This is a genomic window from Pseudomonas sp. LW8 (assembly GCF_041956865.1).
GTDB classification, from domain to species: Bacteria; Pseudomonadota; Gammaproteobacteria; order Pseudomonadales; family Pseudomonadaceae; genus Aquipseudomonas; species Aquipseudomonas siliginis.
The window spans coordinates 1,305,597-1,323,612 of record NZ_CP168138.1; the positions used below are offsets into that span (position 1 = coordinate 1,305,597).

Genomic DNA, 18,016 nt, shown 5'->3' on the forward strand with positions numbered 1-18,016 from the left:
AGATCAACATTGCTCGTGACCGATCGGTCGATCCTGTGTGCACCCGCCGAATCGAGGCAGTCGATCCGGCTCCAGTCAGGAGACACACGATGAGCAGCACCTTCTTCATTCCGGCGGTCAACATCATGGGCAGCGGCTGCCTCGACGAAGCCATGGTCGCGATTCGCAATTATGGCTTTCGCAAGGCGCTGATTGTCACCGATACCGGGCTGGCCAAGGCGGGCGTGGCCGCAATGATCGCCGAGAAACTGGCGATGCAGGACATCGATTCGGTGATCTTCGATGGCGCCAGACCGAACCCGACCACGGCCAATGTCGAATCCGGGTTGGGGCTGTTGAAGGAAAGCCGTTGCGATTTCGTCGTGTCGCTGGGTGGCGGCTCGCCACACGATTGCGCCAAGGGCATTGCCCTGTGCGCAACCAATGGCGGGCAGATTGGCGATTACGAAGGCGTCGACCGCTCGAGCAAGCCACAATTGCCGCTGATCGCCATCAACACCACCGCCGGCACTGCCAGCGAAATGACCCGCTTCTGCATCATCACCGACGAATCGCGCCACGTGAAAATGGCCATTGTCGACCGCAACGTCACGCCGCTGCTGTCGGTCAACGATCCGGAACTGATGGTCGCGATGCCCAAAGGCCTTACCGCCGCCACCGGCATGGACGCGCTGACCCACGCTATCGAAGCCTACGTCTCGACCGCCGCCAACCCGATCACCGACGCCTGCGCTTTGAAGGCCATGAGCCTGATCAGCAGCAATCTGCGTCTGGCCGTGCGCGACGGCAGCGACCTGGCGGCGCGGGAGAACATGGCTTACGCGCAGTTCCTCGCAGGTATGGCGTTCAATAACGCCTCACTTGGATTTGTCCACGCCATGGCGCATCAGCTCGGCGGCTACTACGACTTGCCCCACGGCGTCTGCAATGCCGTGCTGTTGCCGCATGTGCAGAGTTTCAATGCGCTGGTCTGTGCTGATCGACTCAGGGATGTCGCCCACGCCATGGGCGCGGATATTCGTGGTTTCAGCGCAGAGGAGGGCGCGCAGGCGGCGATCAATGCCATTCGCAACCTTGCCAAGGACGTCGAGATTCCCGGCGGACTGCGTGAGCTGGGCGCGAAACTCAGCGACATCCCGGTGCTCGCCACCAACGCCTTGAAGGACGCCTGTGGACTGACCAATCCGAGGGCGGCGGATCAGCGCCAGATCGAAGAGATTTTCCGCAATGCGTTTTGAATGAAGGCGCGCAGGCGAGCGAAGTCGAACAGTCCTTCGCTTGCTTCTGCGACCACGGCAAAAGTCCGCACTCGGCCCCAATCTGAAACTTGACCGGCAATGTTGTGGACAGCGCAGATACGGTACTGCCCGACCGCCAATGAGTGTGCAGCCGGGGTTTGCCATTTCCGGTCGCTTTCGACCGCTGCTCTGGCAATCTCCAGGCCAGTGTCCAGATCGAAAATACTGACGAAACCCTCGGCTCGCATGACATCTCCCGAAAAGATCAGAGGCGTATCGACCTGCGCGCCCTCAATCGGTTCGACAACGACCGGGACGTCGATCTCGGGCCGCAGTCGCACCTCATATCCGCGCTCTTCGCTCCATTCGGACGTGATGCCTGCATAGGTCTGGTGGGCGTGAATCCTCTGCTGACCCTGGGCCTGAACGCCGGTGATGCTGAACGCCCATCGTCCATTTGCGCTGACCAGCCCTTCGCCAAGCGAATGGGTGTTTTCAATGTTCCAGACCTGCACAAGAGCATTGGGTATGCCGCTGCCGAGCAACAATGTCGCAGGTCCCGTCGTGCTGGCCTCCTCGGGATAAGTGATGGTCGGGGCCGGTTGTGAAATTTGCTCGTCGCGAGTGCTCATCATACTTCTCGTCCATGGCTGATTTGAACGCTGAGGTTGGCATGACGTACCTGAATTCGAACCTGTAAGAACTACCAGTCATTCAGTCTTTTTTACACAGTAGGTAATTTCTTTTTCTTCTAAAAAACTGTCATTTCTGTCAGTTGTCCGGCGTGGCGGCCTGGGGTCGAATGCTCGCTACGAGGGGGTCGACGTCGATCTCTTGAGGAGCATACGAACATGTCGGAATCTATCGCGCCATTGTCCCCAAACGTGCAGTCAGCCGGGGAGCTGGATGCGCTCTTTGGTCTGCGAGCGCTGAAATTCCCAGGAGCGGGCAAGACCATTGCCAAAGGCGTGGCGATCACGCCTTCGGAGCAGATCATGGTCAGCGCTACCGTCGAGCAATCGGGCCATTCGTACTACGGCCTTGCGCGCCTGGATGCCGATGGCAATCCGGATCCGGCTTTCGGCACCGGCGGATATCTCAGCGGCCAGTTCGGCACAGGCTCGCTCACGCAAGGCGGGCCATTGATTGTTGATGCGCTGGGACGGATCTGGATGTGCGGTGTGATTGGCGTCGTCAAAGACCAGACTCTTGAATACCAGCAAGTCATCGCCCGGTTTCTGCCCGACGGCTCGCCGGACATCGAGTTCGGCGGCGACAGAAATGGCTACCGGATTGTGCCCATGCGGATTCCGGCACTCTTTGGGGCCACGCATGGGCAACTGCTGCTGGCCAAATCCGATCCGCAGCTTGCGCAGCCGGACAGGCTGCTGTTCGTGACGGCGCAAAAGGGCAGTGGCCTGTTGACGCGGTTCAATCTCGATGGCTCGGACGATTTATCGTTCGCCAGCAACGGTTGGCTGCCCCTGTCACTGCCAGGGGTGGCCATTTCGCTGTCCGGGATCATCCAGCTCGACGATGGGCTGATTCTGCTGCATGGCAAAACGGAAGTAACCAATCAGGGACTGGTCATGGCGTTCGACCACAGCGGGAAAGTTGCGCAAGCGTTCGGCGACAAGGGGGTACTGCTGTTGAACATTCAGCGCGATGGCCAGCCGCTCGAAAGCAGCGTGACGGACATCGCGGTGCAAACGGCGCAGCGCCTGCTTCTGCTCGGTTCGGCGGTCGAGTCAACGCAAGGCAAGAAACTGCAACACGGGTTCATCAGTGGTATTACCTACGCCGGCCAAATGGATGACGCGTTCAACAATCCTGTCCTCACCCCGACGGCGCAGGAGCGGGATCTGAGAGGTTGGCAAGCAGGGTTTGCGCTGGATGACATCGCCGGTAAACGGATTGTGGCGGTCGGACAGACCTCGGGCAGCGCACGAGGCTTGTTGACGGCAGGCTTTCTGGTCGATGGCGCAGTGGATGATTCGTTTGATGTCGAGGGCGCGAAGGACATTTCATGGCCAGCCATCGATGCCTGCCTGCAAGGCTTATCGATCCTGGTGTTGGGTCGCAGGGACGACAGCGCGCAGCTGGTTCGCTTGCTGACCGCGCCTGTCACAAAACAGCGCGCCAGCATGAGCAACTGAGCAGTCAGCGGTAAAACCGGGCTATCCTGCCGGCTCGGATGAACCCTGCCTTCGAGCCCACCATGCTGCAAAAAAGCCTGATCCGCCGTCTCGACCTGATCACTCTGCAACTGTTCGTCGCCGTCCACGAGGAAGGTACGTTGACCCGTGCGGCTGCGCGCGAAGCCATCGCGGTGTCGGCGGCGAGCAAGCGCCTGATGGATTTGGAGGAGGCGCTGGGCATCGCTTTGTTCGTGCGCCAAGCCAAAGGCATGATCCTCACGCCGGCCGGTGAGACCCTGCTGCACCATGCGCGGCAGATGCTCTTCAACGTGGAAAAGATGGGCCTGGAACTGGGCGAGCACAGCCACGGTGTGCGGGGTTACGTGCGCATGCTGGCCAATCTTTCGGCGATCATTCAGTTCCTGCCCGAAGACTTGCGCGACTTCTCCGCGCGGCAGCCGCAGGTCAAGACCGACCTTGAAGAACGCCCCAGCGCCGGGGTGATTCAGGGCGTGCTCGATGGCGTCGCCGACCTCGGCATCTGCTCCGACGACAGCGACACCAAAGGCCTGCACAGCGTGTTGTACCGCCAGGACAAACTGGTGGTGGTGATGCTCCCGGAGCATCCGTTGGCTACGCGCGCATCGGTGACTTTCGATGAAACTCTCGACAGCGATTACGTCGGCTTGCACGCAGCCAGTTCGATCAACATGCGTACCCATGCGGCGGCGCGGCAGGCCGGCAAAGTCCTGCGCATCCGCATTCATGTGCCGGGATTCGATGCGGTGTGCCGGATGGTCCAGGCGAACATGGGCATCGGCATTCTGCCGCAGCGAGCCTATGAGTTGTTTGGTCAGGCACTGGGCTTGCGTGCGGTGCCGCTGACCGATGCCTGGGCGGATCGCGCGCTGATTGTGGTGGTGCGCGATGAGGCAGGGTTGTCGCCGGTGAGCCGGATGTTGTTTGAGCATTTGCGCGGGCGGTAGATCTTCATTGCGGCTGATGGCCTCTTCGCGAGCAGGCTCGCTCCCACATTGAACTTGTGTGAACACAGAATCTGAAACCACTACAGATCCTTGTGGGAGCGAGCCTGCTCGCGAAGGCGGCCCTGAATTCACCACGCAATCACAGAGGAGCATTCGCATTTCGCGAACGCCCATTGCCGAGAGACGGCTGGATTCGCTGACGATCGTTCCTCTAGCCTTGGCGACATATTCCAAGAACAAGAGGTACCCGCGATGACTGCCCCTTTGAGTGCAATCAAAGTGATCGAGATCGGCACCCTGATCGCCGCGCCGTTTGCCGCGCGCATGCTTGCCGAGTTCGGCGCCGAGGTGATCAAGATCGAAGCCATGGGTCAGGGCGACCCGCTGCGCAAATGGCGCAAGCTGCACGAAGGCACATCGCTGTGGTGGTACCTGCAATCGCGCAACAAGAAATCCCTGGCGCTCAATCTCAAATCCGCTGAAGGCATCGAACTGGTCAAGCAACTGGCCGGCGACGCCGACGTGATCATTGAAAACCTGCGCCCCGGTGCGCTGGAAAAACTCGGTCTGGGTTGGGACGTGCTACATGCGCTGAATCCGAACCTGACCCTGGTGCGTATCTCCGGCTACGGCCAGACCGGCCCTTACCGTGACCGGCCCGGTTTCGGTGCGATTGGCGAGGCCATGGGCGGCATCCGCTACACCACCGGCAATCCCGATTCGCCACCGGCGCGGGTCGGCGTCAGCCTCGGCGATTCGCTGGCCTCGCTGCACGCGGTGATCGGCGCGCTGATGTCGCTGTTGCGGGTCAAGACCGGGCAGGGCGGTGGACAGATCGTCGATGTGTCGCTGGCCGAAAGCGTGTTCAACGTCATGGAAAGTCTGGTGCCGGAATACGACATGCTCGGCCATGTCCGCGAGCGCAGCGGCGGCGCCTTGCCGGGCATCGCGCCCTCCAATACTTACCTCACGTCCGACGGCGCTTATGTGGTGATTGCCGGCAACAGCGACCCGATCTACAAGCGCCTGATGCACACTATCGGCCGCGCTGATCTAGCCGAGGCAGAAGAATTCGCCCACAACGACGGCCGCGCGGCGCAGAGCGGTTTGCTCGATGCGGCCATCACACACTGGACCAGCAGCCTGCCGATCGACGAGGTACTGGCTGCTCTCGAAGCTGCCGAAGTGCCGGCCGGGCGCATCTATTCGGTGGCTGATATCGTCGCCGATCCGCACTATCAGGCGCGGGACATGCTGCTCGATGCCGAGTTGCCCGGTGGCGCAACGGTGAAGATGCCCGGCATTGTCCCCAAACTCTCGGAGACCCCCGGCGGAGTGAACTGGTCCGGGCCGAAACTGGGCCAGCACACCGACGCTATTCTCACCAATCTTGGCCTGACTGAACTCGACATCGAACGCCTGAAAAACCAAGGGGTGGTGCAATGATCACTGACTATTCGCAAACCCTGATCGTCCAGGAAGTCTCACCCCGCGACGGTTTGCAGATCGAGCCGACGTGGGTGGAAACCGCTGACAAGATCGCCCTGATCAATCAATTGTCACAGGCCGGATTCAGCCGCATCGAGGCCGGCTCGTTCGTCTCGCCCAAAGCCATTCCGGCCCTGCGTGACGGCGAGCAAGTGTTCAACGGCATTCAGCGCCAGCCGGGTGTTATTTACGTGGCGTTGATCCCCAACCTCAAAGGCGCGCAACGTGCATTGGCAGCGAATGCCGATGAGTTGAATCTGGTGATGTCCGCCAGCCAGACCCACAACCTGGCCAATATGCGCATGCGTTGCGAAGAGTCGCTGGCGGCATTCGCTGACATTGTTGCGTTTGTCAGCGGCTCAGGTGTGCGCCTCAACGGCAGCATCGCCACCACGTTCGGTTGTCCGTTCGAAGGCCGGATCGATGAGGATCGCGTACTGCAGATCGTCGACGCTTATCAAGAGCTCGGCATTCAGGGCATCAGCCTCGCCGATACCACCGGCATGGCCAATCCGCGTCAGGTCGATCGCTTGGTGCGGCGCGTTTTGCAGCGGGTTTCGCCGGCCGATCTGACCCTGCATTTCCACAACACCCGCGGCCTCGGCCTGTGCAATGTGCTGGCCGCTTACGAGGCCGGCGCGCGGCGCTTCGATGCGGCGCTGGGTGGCCTCGGTGGCTGTCCGTTTGCGCCGGGGGCGTCGGGCAATATCTGCACCGAAGACCTGGTGAACCTGTGCGCTGAAGTCGGCATTCCCACGGGGATCGATTTGCCGCTGCTGCTGAAGCTTTCGCGCGGCTTGCCGGCGCTGTTGGGCCACGATGTCCCCGGCCAACTGGCCAAGGCCGGGCGCAACTGCGATCTGCATCCGATGCCCACCTGAGAAACACCAGTACCCCTGTGGGAGCGGGCTTGCCCGCGATGACGGCAGCAAATTCAACGAAAGCGTTAGCTGAACTGACGCCATCGCTGGCAAGCCAGCTCCCACACAAAAGCGCTCCACAGGGAGCGTCATCACCAGACAACAAAAACAATCGGACGCCCATCGGCAGTCCGCCTGGAGAAAATCTATGAGCCTCAATGTAATGGAGGCGGGCGTGAATCCGTCCGTCGATCACGACGCCGAAAAAGCCCTGGTCAGCAAAGTTGCCTGGCGCCTGATGCCGCTGATCATGGTCTGCTACCTGTTCGCCTTTTTCGACCGCATCAACATCAGCTTCGCCAAATTCCAGTTGCAGACCGACCTGAGTCTGAGCGACACCGCGTATGGCTTGGGCGCCGGGCTGTTCGTGGTCGGTTACGTGCTGTTCGAAGTGCCGAGCAACATGATGCTGTACAAGGTCGGCGCGCGGCGCTGGATCGCGCGGATCATGATGTCGTGGGGCGTGGCGACGGCGGCGATGGTCTTCGTCAACAGCGAATGGCAGTTCTATGCGCTGCGCTTCGTCATCGGTGCGATGGAAGCCGGGTTTGCTCCGGGCGTGCTGTATTACCTGACGCTGTGGTTTCCGCAGCACTTCCGTGGCCGCATCACCTCGATGCTGTTTCTCGCCTCGGCGTTTGCCGGGCTGGTCGGCGCACCGTTCTCAGGGCTGGTGTTGCAACACCTCGATGGCGTATTGCAGATGCGCGGCTGGCATTGGTTGTTCCTGCTCGGAGGCGTGCCGTGCATCGCGCTGGGTTTTCTGGTGCTGACGCAGCTGAAGGACCGCATCGAGGATGCGCACTGGCTGACGGCTGACGAGAAGAAATTGCTCTCCAGTCGCATCGCTCATCACGAACCACACAAGAGCGGCGGCTCATTGCTCGCGGCGCTGAAAATTCCCGGGTTCCTGACGTTGGGTTTGATCTACTTCCTGATTCAGGTCGCGTCCTACGGTTTGAATTTCTGGGCACCGCAATTGATCCGCAGCGCCGGCACCGAAAGCCCGGTGATGATCGGCCTGCTGACCGCCATTCCGTACATCTGCGGGGCGATCAGCATGGTGGTGATTGGACGCTTGTCCGACGCCACCGGTGAACGGCGCAAGTTTGTCGCCGGGCTGGTGATCGTCGGCGCGATCGGCTTCTTCAGCGCGGGAATCTTCGCCAGCCACACGACCTTCCTGATCGTCGCGCTCGGCCTGCTCGGCGCCGGCATCATCGCTTCGATTCCGAGCTTCTGGACCCTGCCACCGAAACTGCTGGCGGGCGCAGGTGCCGGCGCGGCGGGCGGGATCGCAGTGATCAATACCCTGGGGCAGTTCGGCGGGATCGTCAGCCCGGTCATGGTCGGACGCATCAAGGACCTCACCGGCAGCACCACCCCGGCGCTGTACGTCATCGGCGTCGCCGCGCTGATTGCGGCCGCTTTGCTGCTGTGGGGCTTGCCGCAGAAGTTGCGTACGCTGGACAAGTATTGAGATTGGCGGCGTCGGCGATGACGCCTTCGCGAGCAGGCTCGCTCCCACTTTGGAATGCGCTTTCCTGTGCGAGCGTGCCTGCTCGCGAATTCCGACTTCAGACACATGAGAAGATTCGCTGGCCAGATCTGTTGAATCCTCCGATGCAGAAAGGGATAGTGCGCGCCTGGAAATATCTTCAAGGAGCGGGAAGTGACAATGAAGTCCACGTGGATCAGCGCTGCCGCGCTCTGCGGGTGGTTGATGGCTGGGCAGGCGTGGGCAGATTGCACGCCGCCGGCGGTCAGCGCGGAAGCGGATTTCTCGCTGTGCAAAGAATGGCCGGCTTATCCGCAGCTGACGACGCGCTATCGACGTTCGTGCCCGATCCCGTCTATGGCCAAGACGGCAGCGTGGGCTCGTACGATCTGGATCTGGCTGTCATCGCGGCCGGCAGCCCCAAACCGCTGGCAACCTATCATCAGCCGTCGGTGTTTCTCTCCGATGCCATCACGCTGGAGAATCTGGAACTCGACACGGCGCGTTATAAACTCACGCCCGACCTTCGTGCATTCGGCGTCCGCGCCCATTTCAAAGGCTCGTCGCGCGTCAATCCGCTGGATGAAACCCTGCTGTCGCTCTACGTGAAAGAGGGCGACAAACTGCGCCCGGTGCTGGATCGCTTGGTCGTCTACAGCTTCAGTGGCGAGTGGGATGGCAATTGCGCCGGAGAGCGCTCGGAGACGGTGCGTACGCTTGAGATGGGCAAAACCAGTTCCCATGGTTACGCCGATATCATTGTCCGCTCAGTCACCATGGGTCTGGTCGGCGAGGGTTCACCCGACACCTGCGAGTCGAAGACCACTCACGAAAAGCCGGTGCTGACCACGTTGCGCTATGACGGACAGCAATATTTCGTTCCCGAAAATCTGAGAGGCTATTGAAGGCGCGTCGTTCTACTTCCTCGATCCCGACGGGCACAAGCTGGAAGTCCACGTCGGCGATTTGCAATCGCGGCTGGACGCATGTCGCCAGAAACCGTACCCCGGCATGCGTTTTCACGACGCGCAGTGATCCGCCGTGACCCTCTGATATAGACTGGCCGCCAAGTATTCTGGCGCTTGCAGGTTTCTCATGACTCCATCATTGCTGTTGGCCGTTCTGGCTTCGGGTTTCATCTACGGGATCACGCCCGGGCCGGGCGTGCTGGCGGTGTTCGGGATTGGCGCGGCCCATGGCCGGCGCGCCGGGGCAGGTTTTCTCTGCGGGCATCTGCTCGGCGATGTGATCTGGTGCAGCACCGCGCTGGTGGCGATTGTCGGTGCGCGGGAAATCGGCAGCGCCGCGTTCGATGTGCTCGGCGTGCTCAGCGCGTTGTACCTGTTCTGGCTCGGCTGGCGTGCGGTGCGTGCCCAACGCCGCAATGGCGACGAGGCGCAAGGGGCGGCGCGGCAGCCGTTCTGGCACGGCATCGTCTTCGGCCTGACCAATCCCAAGGCCTATCCGGTGGCGGTGGCGACCTTTACGGCGCTGTTGTCGAGCCGCGCCGAACTGCTCAACTGGTCGATGCTACCTGCACTGATCGCCCTGAGTTTCATCGGCGGCGCCCTGGCCTACGCTATCCTCATCGGCGTGGTCGGCGCACAGCGAGTGCGCATGGTGTATCAGCGGCATGAGCTGCTCATCACGCGTTTATGCGGCGTGATGTTTATCGGCTTCGCCATCAACGCGTTGATGCACGCGCTGCCGGGGCTGCTGCCGAACAAGACTTGATGGAATGGGCAGGGACGCGCAATCACGATCATGGATGATTGAAATCGCTGCACTGCGCGGACACCCCGTAGAACCATGCAAAGCCCCAACCCTGCGCCGCTGGCGAGCTACATTGACCTGTTGCTGGATGCCGTTTGCGCGGTCGACAAACAGGGCCGTTTCGTTTTTGTCAGCGCTGCCTGCGAGCGGATTTTCGGTTACACGCCTGACGAACTGATCGGCCGCTCGATGATCGAGCTGGTGCACCCGGCTGATCGCCAGCGCACCCTTGCGGCCGCTGGCGAAATCATGGGCGGCGACCCAAAGCACAATTTCGAGAACCGCTATCTGCGCAAGGACGGCAGCGTCGCGCACATTTCCTGGTCGGCGCGCTGGTCGGAAGTCGATCAACTGCGCATCGCCGTCGCCCGCGATATCACCGAGCGCAAGCAGGCCGAGTCGCGGCAAGCGGCGTTGTACGCGATTTCCGAAGCGGCGCACGCGGCGGAAGATTTGCTGGCGCTGTTCAAACGCATCCATCTGCTGATTGGCGAGTGGCTGCCGGCGCTGAATTTTTCCGTGGCGCTGTACGACGAACACTGCGCGCAGCTGAATTTTCCCTATCACGTCGACGATCACGAATTGCAGCCCGAGCAGCCCGGCACCGTCATCGGACGGCTCTGCGCGCAAGTGATCCGCAGCGGCCAGCCAATGTTGCTGACGCCGGACAGCGCCGATGCCACGCCCGATTTTGCTGAGCTGGTGGCGGAACAAAACGCGCCTTGCTGGCTCGGTGTACCACTGAACTCAAAAAACGGCACCATCGGCGCCTTGATCGTCAAAAGCCTCGCTGGCGGGGAACGCTACACCGAGCAGGACAAGGAACTGCTGCAATATGTCTGTGCACAAGTCGCCACGGCCATCGAGCGCCAGCAACTGCACGCGCGGCTCAAGCGCATGGCGCAATACGATCAACTGACGCAACTGCCCAATCGCGAACTGCTCCGTGATCGGCTCAGGGCTGCGCTGGCCGATGCGCGAACCCTGCACGGCCACATGGCGCTGCTGTATGTCGATCTGGATCGCTTCAAACAGGTCAACGACACCCATGGCCATGCCGTCGGTGACATGCTCCTGCAAACCGTGGCCAACCGGCTGAAAGGCTGCGTGCGTGAAACCGACACGGTGGCGCGTATCGGTGGCGATGAATTCGTCGTGCTGCTGCACAGCGTGCATACCGCCGACGATCCCGACAGCGTCGCCAGAAAAATCCGACAGGTGCTGGCGCAGCCCATGCGCCTCGACGGGCATGACTTGTGGATCGAATCGAGCATCGGCGTGGCGCGCTTTCCTGAACACGGCGAAGAAGAACAGCAACTGTTTCGGCATGCCGATCAAGCCATGTATGCGGCCAAACGCCTGAATCATCGGGCCTTGGGCAGCTGAAGCGAGCGCGCCGTTCGTCGCGGTTCAGGCAGATTTTCTAAACCTTTGACCGCTAAAGCATTCCTAACTGAGGCGGACAATTGTCCGCCGCGACATTTGAGCAGCGGGCGAATCACGGCCCGTTTGAATTTTCCACGAAGGAGGGCGCGACCATGAGCCGGATGGCCACCCGTTTACGTAACGTCAGTTTTGCAACCCTGCTGGGCCTGTGCGCCAGCACTGCGTTCGCCCAGTCGCCTGCCGAATTCATCAACGATGCCTCTGCCAAAGGCATGGCCGACATCGAAGCCAGTCGTCTGGCCCACGGCAAGACCGAATCGAAAGAGGTCAAGGATTACACCATCGTTGTGATCAACGACCGCACTACAGCCAACCAGCATCTGGCGAAAATCGCCAAGAAACTCGACCTGCCGGTTGCCCCCCGCGAAGAACTCGCCGACAAGGCCAAAGAGCTGATGCCGGAAGTGAAGGACGGCACCACATTCGATCAGGCTTACGCCGCCAGTCAGGTCAAGGCGACCGAAGAGGCCATTACCCAGATCGAGCAACAGGCACAGACCACCGACGTGCCGGAAATCAAAGCGTTTGCCGATGAGACTTTGCCGAAACTGCAAAGCCATCTGGAGAAAGCTCGAGCGTTGCAGGCCAGTCGCTAACTTCGCCTTGTTGTTGCAGCGCGAGCGAAACCTTCAGTTGAAATGCGATGCTTACCCTGTGGGAGCGAGCCTGCTCGCGAAAGCGGTGTGTCAGTCAATGATGTTTTGACCCTGCGTCTTCGCGAGCAGGCTCGCTCCCACAGGCTGTGTTTACTTGCTCAGCACTCATTCAAATCCTGTTTTGGCTTGCTCTTGTCGCCAAGCCCCTCAAGATCAAACACCTGATTCTCACCCAGCGCGCGGTAATGCCGGCGCAGCGCTTCGAGCTGCTTCAGATCCAGCGCCTCCAGCCCGAGCATCGCGTTCTGCGCTTCCTTGTTCACTCGCAACAGCTCATCGAGTTTCAAATGCAGAATGTCGGTATCGCGGTTCTGCGTGTTCTGAATCAGGAACACCATCAGGAACGTGATGATCGTCGTCGAGGTATTGATGATCAGCTGCCACGTGTCGTTGTAACCAAAAATCGGCCCGCTCAACCCCCACAACCCGATCAGAATCAACGCCCCCATGAACGTTTTCGGGCTACCGGCCCACAGGGCAAGTTTCTGGGCAATCTTTGCGAATTTCATGATGGAAGTCCTTGTTTTGAGAGCTTGAAATTCAGACATCGGTGTTGTGCTGAAAATTCTAATTACAAATAACCGGGCCGGACGCCGGAGGCGGGGCGAGCTCATCGGCCTTATCGCTGTATGGTATGGGCAGCTGCACTTCCCGGTTTCAAGCCATGCCCCGACAGGAGAACGCAATGAGTTGGTCTGCCAAGCAATACGTCGCTTTCGAAGATGAACGCACCCGCCCGGCCCGTGATCTGTTGGCGGCGATACCCACCGCGCAGGCCCGGGCGGTGGTGGACATTGGTTGCGGACCGGGCAATTCCACCGAATTGCTGGTGCAGCGTTTTCCCGATGCGAGCGTCAGTGGCCTCGACAGTTCGGCGGACATGATTGCCGCCGCGCGCAAGCGCTTGCCTGACGTGCAGTTTCAGGTGGCCGAGGTCGACAAATGGGCTGACCAGGGGCCGTTTGATGTGATCTTCGCCAATGCGGTGCTGCAATGGGTGCCTGATCACGCTTCGTTGCTGCCAGCCCTGGCGAGCAAGCTTTCAGATGGTGGCAGCCTGGCGATCCAGATGCCGGACAACCTCAACGAACCGTCCCACCGCTTGATGCGTGAAGTCGCCGCCAATGGGCCGTGGGCGAGCAAGCTCGCAGACGCTGCCGGGCAGCGCACCGACATGGCCAGTGCCAGTGAGTATTTTTCAATGCTGCGGCCGCACTGCGCGCGGGTCGATGTGTGGCGCACCACCTATCACCACCAACTTCGGGACGGGGCGGCAGGGGTGGTGGAGTGGTTCAAGGGTAGCGGGTTGATTCCATTCCTGAGCCCATTGACCGAGGAGGAGCGGGCGCAGTATCTGCAGCGGTATCTGGCGGAAGTTGCCAAGGCTTATCCGGCCTTGGCTGACGGCTCGGTGCTGTTGCCGTTTCCACGCTTGTTTATTGTTGCAACCCGCTGAAAATATTCATTCGCCTAGCTCGTTTTTTATCGTGAGTTCGACGCATTGGTTCAGGTCGGCGTAACTCGCAAGAACAACCCGATCGGTCCCCTCTCCCTCGGGAGAGGGTTAGGGAGAGGGTTAGGGTGAGGGGCTTGCTGGGGCAGTGATCGGGTTTAGCAGCCCGGCCAGGATTGATCAACGGTTGCACATGTGCCTTCCAGTCAGGCTTCGCCTGCACTTGATGGTGGCTGTGCGCATGGCACCCTCGGGTGCGCCGGGTTTTGGACTTCCTACCGGTCTGCTAACTTGCGTACAGCTGCCACCCTTTCGTATAGCAGCGGGATGGTTGCAGTTACCACTACAGGAAGATTCCATGTTCAAGGTAACGCCAAATCCGCCGGAAACCGATCCGGCTTCTCCGTACGAGTCCCTCGATTCGAAAAAACTCCACGAAGCCGCCGAACGCGCTCTCGACCACTATCTCATCCCGCCGCAAACCAGCTCACCGCCATACCAGGCCAGCAGCATGTTCATGGTCAATCCAGGCACCGACACCGAGTCGCTATTGGTCAACGCCAGCGAATCCCTCGGCTCGGCCAGCGTCATGCTCGGCGACTTCGCCGCCTTGCTCGACGGCAGCCAGCGCAAACCCTGCTCGGCATCGCCCAGGTCGTCATGCTGGGCGAGCTGGCGGTGAATCAGGTGTTGGATAATGTGGTGCCGGTGGGTTAGCCGGCGTTGATTTCCGAGTAAAAAGTAACCGGTCGTTGCGACCGGTTTTTCGGCTAGTGCAGCGTCAAAACCGCTGATCAATACCAGGTTTGTCCTCTTGAAAGGGCTCGGAAGGGGGAATCGGGAATTGCTGCTCCTCATACTCGCCCACCCGCCGAGCGAGAATTTCCAATTCATCGCCTTCCGGCGAGTTCATCTCAGCGCCCCAAATCTGCTCGATACGCAGCAATGCTGCGGACAAGTCTTCAGTGCTCCGAATGGGTTTGATGTTCATAAATGATGTCCGCTTTGGTAACCACATGAGCGGCGATCTTGAACGGCACAACAAACGCTGTGTTCATCATTACGTTGCCAAATATGACTGCATTGCGGAGAGTCAGATTCGCGGTGACAAAAGCGGCCACGCGTGACCCAACCGCGTAATCCTCAATGTCAGCTGTGTAGCAATCAGAAGATCTCTATTGCTCCACGAAATTAGTGAAATTTTTCAAAAATGGTCATATCTGATCTTTAAGGGAGGTTAGATGGCTACAATGGCTCTATTAAGATCCTTAAGAATTGGAAGGGTTTGCCATGTCATTCATGCATTTGCTTCACTCGCCGGCTGAGATCGCTAGAAATGTCGGAGAAAACGCCAAAATCCTGCGGCTCTCCAAAAACCTTTCCCGCAAGACGCTCGCAGAAAAGGCGGGGGTTTCCGAATCCACCATCAAGCGATTCGAAGCGACCGGCCTCGTGACGTTGGAGGCTTTGATCCTGATAGCCACTGCGCTTGATGAACTCAACGCTGTGACCAGGCTGTTCAAACCAGAGCAACCGAGCTCGCTGGATGAGCTGAAGAATGCCAGGCGCAAGAGAGGGATGCGCTGATGATCAAGCCTTTCAAACACACAGAAGCGCTGGATGTTTTGAAAGAGGGCGCCAAGGTTGGTGAGCTGGTCAGAGTCGCGGGCCGGGGGATTTACTTCGCTTACGATCCGGGTTGGCTTGCCACTGGCTACAATCTTTCGCCGCTGACAATGGCTTGGGACGAAAAGCCCCAGTTGGCCAGGAACACCAGCCTCTTCGAAGGGCTACACGGACCGTTCGCCGATTCACTGCCTGACGGCTGGGGCATGCTGCTGATGGATCGATATTTCGACAGCACCTTCGGTGACGGCACCCACCTTACCCTCACAGCGCTTGATCGCCTTGCTTATATGGGCGAGCGCAGTATGGGGGCGTTTGAATATCAGCCGAAGGCGGAAAAAACAGAGCTCACAGGCCCTTTGGATATTTGCCAACTCTACGAAGCTTCAATCGAAGTTCAAGAGGGTGAGACCCCTGCTGTGCTTACCAAATTGCGACTGGCCGGTGGCTCACCGGGGGGCGCACGACCGAAGGCAATCGTGGCGCTGTCTGCCGACAAAAAACACGCAATTTCGGCCTTTGATGCCCTGCCCGAGGGCTATGCACATTGGATCGTGAAGTTCAGGGCATTGTACGAACCGATTGAAACCGGCGGCATTGAACTCGCCTATGCCGAGATGGCTCGTGCCGCCGGAGTGACCATGGCTGAATCGGATCTTCTGGATGTGCAGATGCCTGGCGGCGAGGTTGAGCGTTTCTTCGCAACCAAGCGCTTCGACCGCGACGGCGAGCGCAAGATTCACATGATGACCGTCTCGGCGCTCATGTACGCGGACTACCGCGCATTGTCATCCATCGACTACCCGAACCTGCTCAAGCTCACTCAGGTGTTGACCAGAAGCTCCGTCGAAGTGGAAAAGATGGCCAGGTTAATGATCTTCAATGCGCTGTCTCACAACCATGACGACCATGCGAAGAACTTTGCCTTTCTCTGCCACAATCCTGAAAAAAAAGGCGAGAAAGAAACCTGGACGCTGTCCCCGGCATACGACCTGACTTTCGCAAACGCCATGGGCGAGCACACCACTGACTTCGGTGGCCGCACTCCCGGCACGCCTACGCGCAAGCGAATCATGGAGATCTGCAAGGATTACAAATACCTCAAGGCCGAGGAATACATCGAGCAGACTCTCGCAGCGCTCGCCGACTGGAAGAAAGTATTCACTCGATTGAATGTCCCGCACAAAGCCGGGGAACCGATCTTCAATGTACTGGCGAGGCTGCATCAGGATTTCGAGAAGTAATCCGGGGAGGAGGGGCTCAGCGATCTTCTGGAAGTCTTCACCGCCAACACGCTTCAACTTCCAGACACAAAAAAACCGGCCATCAAGGCCGGTTTTTCATTTCTGCATCCCCCGTCGGACAACACAACGCGAGATCAATATTCGGTGGAGCGGGTAGAGGGAATCGAACCCTCATCTAAAGCTTGGGAAGCTTTCGTTCTACCACTAAACTATACCCGCTCAGAGCGGCTGACTTTGTACCAGACTCGGCCACGGATTTGAAGTTTTCTTTTCTCTGCGAGGGCTTTGCCACGCAGAAAACGGTCGATCGCGAGCAAGGGCTGCGCCGGTGCAACAGGCACTTCAAGCTTGCAGCCTTGCCCGCGATGACGCTGTTTCAAATGGCCAAAGCATGTTGATCCTGCACAAACGAGTAGCGCGTTCGGCTGGCTTGCGGCGCAGGTTTCAGAAAGCCGAGCAGGGCGTTCTGGCTGTCGCGGCAGGCGGCCTTGTGCTCCATGTCGAGAAAGTGTCCGGTGGCTTGCAGGGTGGTGAAGCTGCTGTGGGCAACGTGATTGCCGAACAGTCGCGCATCCTCGGCGGCGGTGTATTCGTCCCATTCGCCGTTGAGAAACAGCACCGGCACGTTGATCTTTTTCGCCGCATTCAGATAGCACTGGCGATCGCTGTGCAGCACGTCGTTGATATGAAAATGCATCTGTCCGTATTCATGCTCGGCGAGACTGCTGACGTGGCGGTAGTTGAAACGCTTGAACAGCGACGGCAGGTGTTTGCCGATGGTGTTGTTGACCAGATGGCCGACCCGGTCGCCGTCGCGGCTGCCGAGGTAGTCGACGCCGCGCTCGAGGTAATCGAGCATGTGCGCATTGATCACCGGTGAGAACGAGCTGATCACGGCTTTTTCGATGCGCCGCGGTTGCTGGGCGAGGGCGACCAGAGTGGCGGCGCCGCCCCAGGAGAACGACAGCACGTGTTCGGCGGCGAAGTGATCGATCAGCTCCAGCAGAATCTGCCCTTCGACTTCCTTCGTCAGATGTTTCTCATGCCGGTTGTGGGCTTTTGAGCGGCCCGCGTAGGGCTGGTCATAGCAGACCACGTTGAATTGCGGGTGCAGGTTTTTCACGGTCTGTGCAAACGACGCAGTCGTGGCCATCGAGCCGTTGACCAGAATGATGGTCTTTTCTGCGGCGTCTGCGCGATAGAACTCCGTGTAAACCCGATACTGACCCTGTATATCCAGCACAGCGATTTCTGGCCTCATGTCATAAGACTCCTGGCAAGCAAGCGGGTATGCGCGCAATCGAGATTGCACGAGCTTTGTGACAGGTAGGCATACGCCTGAAATTTGCTGGCCCATGTCGATCCGGTACGGCAGGTCGACGGGTGTTGTTATTGGCGGGCAGATTGCCGGCTGAGGCGCAGCCCTTGAGGGCAGACGACCGACAAAAAGTTTCTTGGAAGTATGTGGTGACTCATCGGTCACATTTCGGCCGACGTCCTGATTCAAGCAGGGGACTCAGGATCACGCAAGTGCCGTCGGCGAATTGTTC

Annotated in this window: 16 protein-coding genes, 1 tRNA gene and 3 pseudogenes; 15 read left to right on the forward strand and 5 right to left on the reverse strand. The window is 59.5% G+C overall.

The window, feature by feature from the left end:
• Positions 1 to 89 precede the first annotated feature (89 nt).
• Positions 90 to 1,238 carry an L-threonine dehydrogenase gene (yiaY, locus tag AB9L16_RS05890; protein ID WP_041478894.1) on the forward strand — a complete coding sequence of 383 codons (1,149 nt, stop codon included), beginning with the start codon at positions 90 to 92 and terminating at the stop codon, positions 1,236 to 1,238.
• Here yiaY and AB9L16_RS05895 read toward each other — a convergent pair.
• The gene (locus AB9L16_RS05895; RefSeq protein WP_375123227.1) at positions 1,199 to 1,870 is read right to left on the reverse strand and encodes a hypothetical protein; all 672 of its coding nucleotides are present in this window, start codon (positions 1,868 to 1,870) and stop codon (positions 1,199 to 1,201) included. The genes yiaY and AB9L16_RS05895 overlap by 40 nt on opposite strands.
• Before the next feature lie 219 nt (positions 1,871 to 2,089).
• On the opposite strand from AB9L16_RS05895, the gene AB9L16_RS05900 reads away from it, so the two are divergent.
• The 10 genes and pseudogenes from AB9L16_RS05900 to AB9L16_RS05945 all read left to right on the forward strand — a co-directional run bounded on the left by AB9L16_RS05900 (position 2,090) and on the right by AB9L16_RS05945 (position 12,083).
• Complete coding sequence (locus AB9L16_RS05900) at positions 2,090 to 3,394, forward strand: hypothetical protein (RefSeq protein WP_375123228.1); 1,305 nt, start codon at positions 2,090 to 2,092, stop codon at positions 3,392 to 3,394.
• Positions 3,395 to 3,456: 62 nt separating this feature from the next.
• Positions 3,457 to 4,362, forward strand: coding sequence for a LysR family transcriptional regulator (locus AB9L16_RS05905; RefSeq protein WP_056783458.1), 906 nt, complete (start codon positions 3,457 to 3,459; stop codon positions 4,360 to 4,362).
• A 252-nt stretch (positions 4,363 to 4,614) separates the two neighbouring features.
• Entirely contained in the window at positions 4,615 to 5,808 is a 1,194-nt protein-coding gene (locus AB9L16_RS05910; RefSeq protein WP_150636481.1) for a CaiB/BaiF CoA-transferase family protein, read from the forward strand.
• Complete coding sequence (locus tag AB9L16_RS05915; RefSeq protein ID WP_056783466.1) at positions 5,805 to 6,731, forward strand: hydroxymethylglutaryl-CoA lyase; 927 nt, start codon at positions 5,805 to 5,807, stop codon at positions 6,729 to 6,731. Before AB9L16_RS05910 ends, AB9L16_RS05915 begins: the two co-directional genes overlap by 4 nt.
• A 187-nt stretch (positions 6,732 to 6,918) precedes the next feature.
• Positions 6,919 to 8,250, forward strand: coding sequence for an MFS transporter (locus AB9L16_RS05920; RefSeq protein WP_016771305.1), 1,332 nt, complete (start codon positions 6,919 to 6,921; stop codon positions 8,248 to 8,250).
• Between the two features lie 192 nt (positions 8,251 to 8,442).
• Positions 8,443 to 9,173 (forward strand): annotated as a pseudogene (locus AB9L16_RS05925) (hypothetical protein).
• Positions 9,172 to 9,303: pseudogene (locus AB9L16_RS05930) on the forward strand (glutathione transferase); the annotation flags it as partial. The pseudogenes AB9L16_RS05925 and AB9L16_RS05930, both read left to right, overlap by 2 nt.
• 60 nt (positions 9,304 to 9,363) lie before the next feature.
• A complete protein-coding gene (locus AB9L16_RS05935; RefSeq protein WP_375123229.1) occupies positions 9,364 to 10,002 on the forward strand; it encodes a LysE family translocator in 639 nt (212 codons plus the stop codon).
• Between the two features lie 75 nt (positions 10,003 to 10,077).
• Positions 10,078 to 11,427, forward strand: coding sequence for a diguanylate cyclase domain-containing protein (locus AB9L16_RS05940; protein ID WP_375123230.1), 1,350 nt, complete (start codon positions 10,078 to 10,080; stop codon positions 11,425 to 11,427).
• 152 nt (positions 11,428 to 11,579) lie between these two features.
• The gene (locus tag AB9L16_RS05945) at positions 11,580 to 12,083 is read left to right on the forward strand and encodes a DUF4142 domain-containing protein (protein WP_375123231.1); all 504 of its coding nucleotides are present in this window, start codon (positions 11,580 to 11,582) and stop codon (positions 12,081 to 12,083) included.
• A gap of 158 nt (positions 12,084 to 12,241) precedes the next feature.
• On the opposite strand, the gene AB9L16_RS05950 is transcribed toward AB9L16_RS05945, so the two are convergent.
• Positions 12,242 to 12,652, reverse strand: coding sequence for a low affinity iron permease family protein (locus AB9L16_RS05950; protein ID WP_016771301.1), 411 nt, complete (start codon positions 12,650 to 12,652; stop codon positions 12,242 to 12,244).
• A 176-nt stretch (positions 12,653 to 12,828) separates the two neighbouring features.
• Here AB9L16_RS05950 and tam point away from each other — a divergent pair, with 176 nt between their 5' ends.
• Positions 12,829 to 13,599 (forward strand): trans-aconitate 2-methyltransferase, encoded by a 771-nt coding sequence (tam, locus tag AB9L16_RS05955; RefSeq protein WP_375123232.1) that lies wholly within the window; start codon positions 12,829 to 12,831, stop codon positions 13,597 to 13,599.
• A 355-nt stretch (positions 13,600 to 13,954) separates the two neighbouring features.
• Positions 13,955 to 14,313 (forward strand): annotated as a pseudogene (locus AB9L16_RS05960) (DUF6124 family protein).
• A gap of 64 nt (positions 14,314 to 14,377) precedes the next feature.
• Here the strand turns inward: AB9L16_RS05960 and AB9L16_RS05965 are convergent.
• Entirely contained in the window at positions 14,378 to 14,587 is a 210-nt protein-coding gene (locus AB9L16_RS05965) for a hypothetical protein (protein WP_375123233.1), read from the reverse strand.
• Positions 14,588 to 14,886: 299 nt separating this feature from the next.
• Between AB9L16_RS05965 and AB9L16_RS05970 the strand changes: the two genes are divergently transcribed.
• A complete protein-coding gene (locus AB9L16_RS05970; RefSeq protein ID WP_095180586.1) occupies positions 14,887 to 15,183 on the forward strand; it encodes a helix-turn-helix domain-containing protein in 297 nt (98 codons plus the stop codon).
• Positions 15,183 to 16,466 (forward strand): type II toxin-antitoxin system HipA family toxin, encoded by a 1,284-nt coding sequence (locus AB9L16_RS05975; RefSeq protein WP_095180587.1) that lies wholly within the window; start codon positions 15,183 to 15,185, stop codon positions 16,464 to 16,466. Before AB9L16_RS05970 ends, AB9L16_RS05975 begins: the two co-directional genes overlap by 1 nt.
• A 145-nt stretch (positions 16,467 to 16,611) precedes the next feature.
• Here the strand turns inward: AB9L16_RS05975 and AB9L16_RS05980 are convergent.
• Together AB9L16_RS05980 and AB9L16_RS05985 are read right to left on the reverse strand one after the other, a co-directional pair.
• Positions 16,612 to 16,685 (reverse strand) — tRNA-Gly (locus tag AB9L16_RS05980).
• Positions 16,686 to 16,842: 157 nt separating this feature from the next.
• The gene (locus AB9L16_RS05985) at positions 16,843 to 17,727 is read right to left on the reverse strand and encodes an alpha/beta fold hydrolase (protein ID WP_041478884.1); all 885 of its coding nucleotides are present in this window, start codon (positions 17,725 to 17,727) and stop codon (positions 16,843 to 16,845) included.
• Between the last annotated feature and the right edge of the window lie 289 nt (positions 17,728 to 18,016).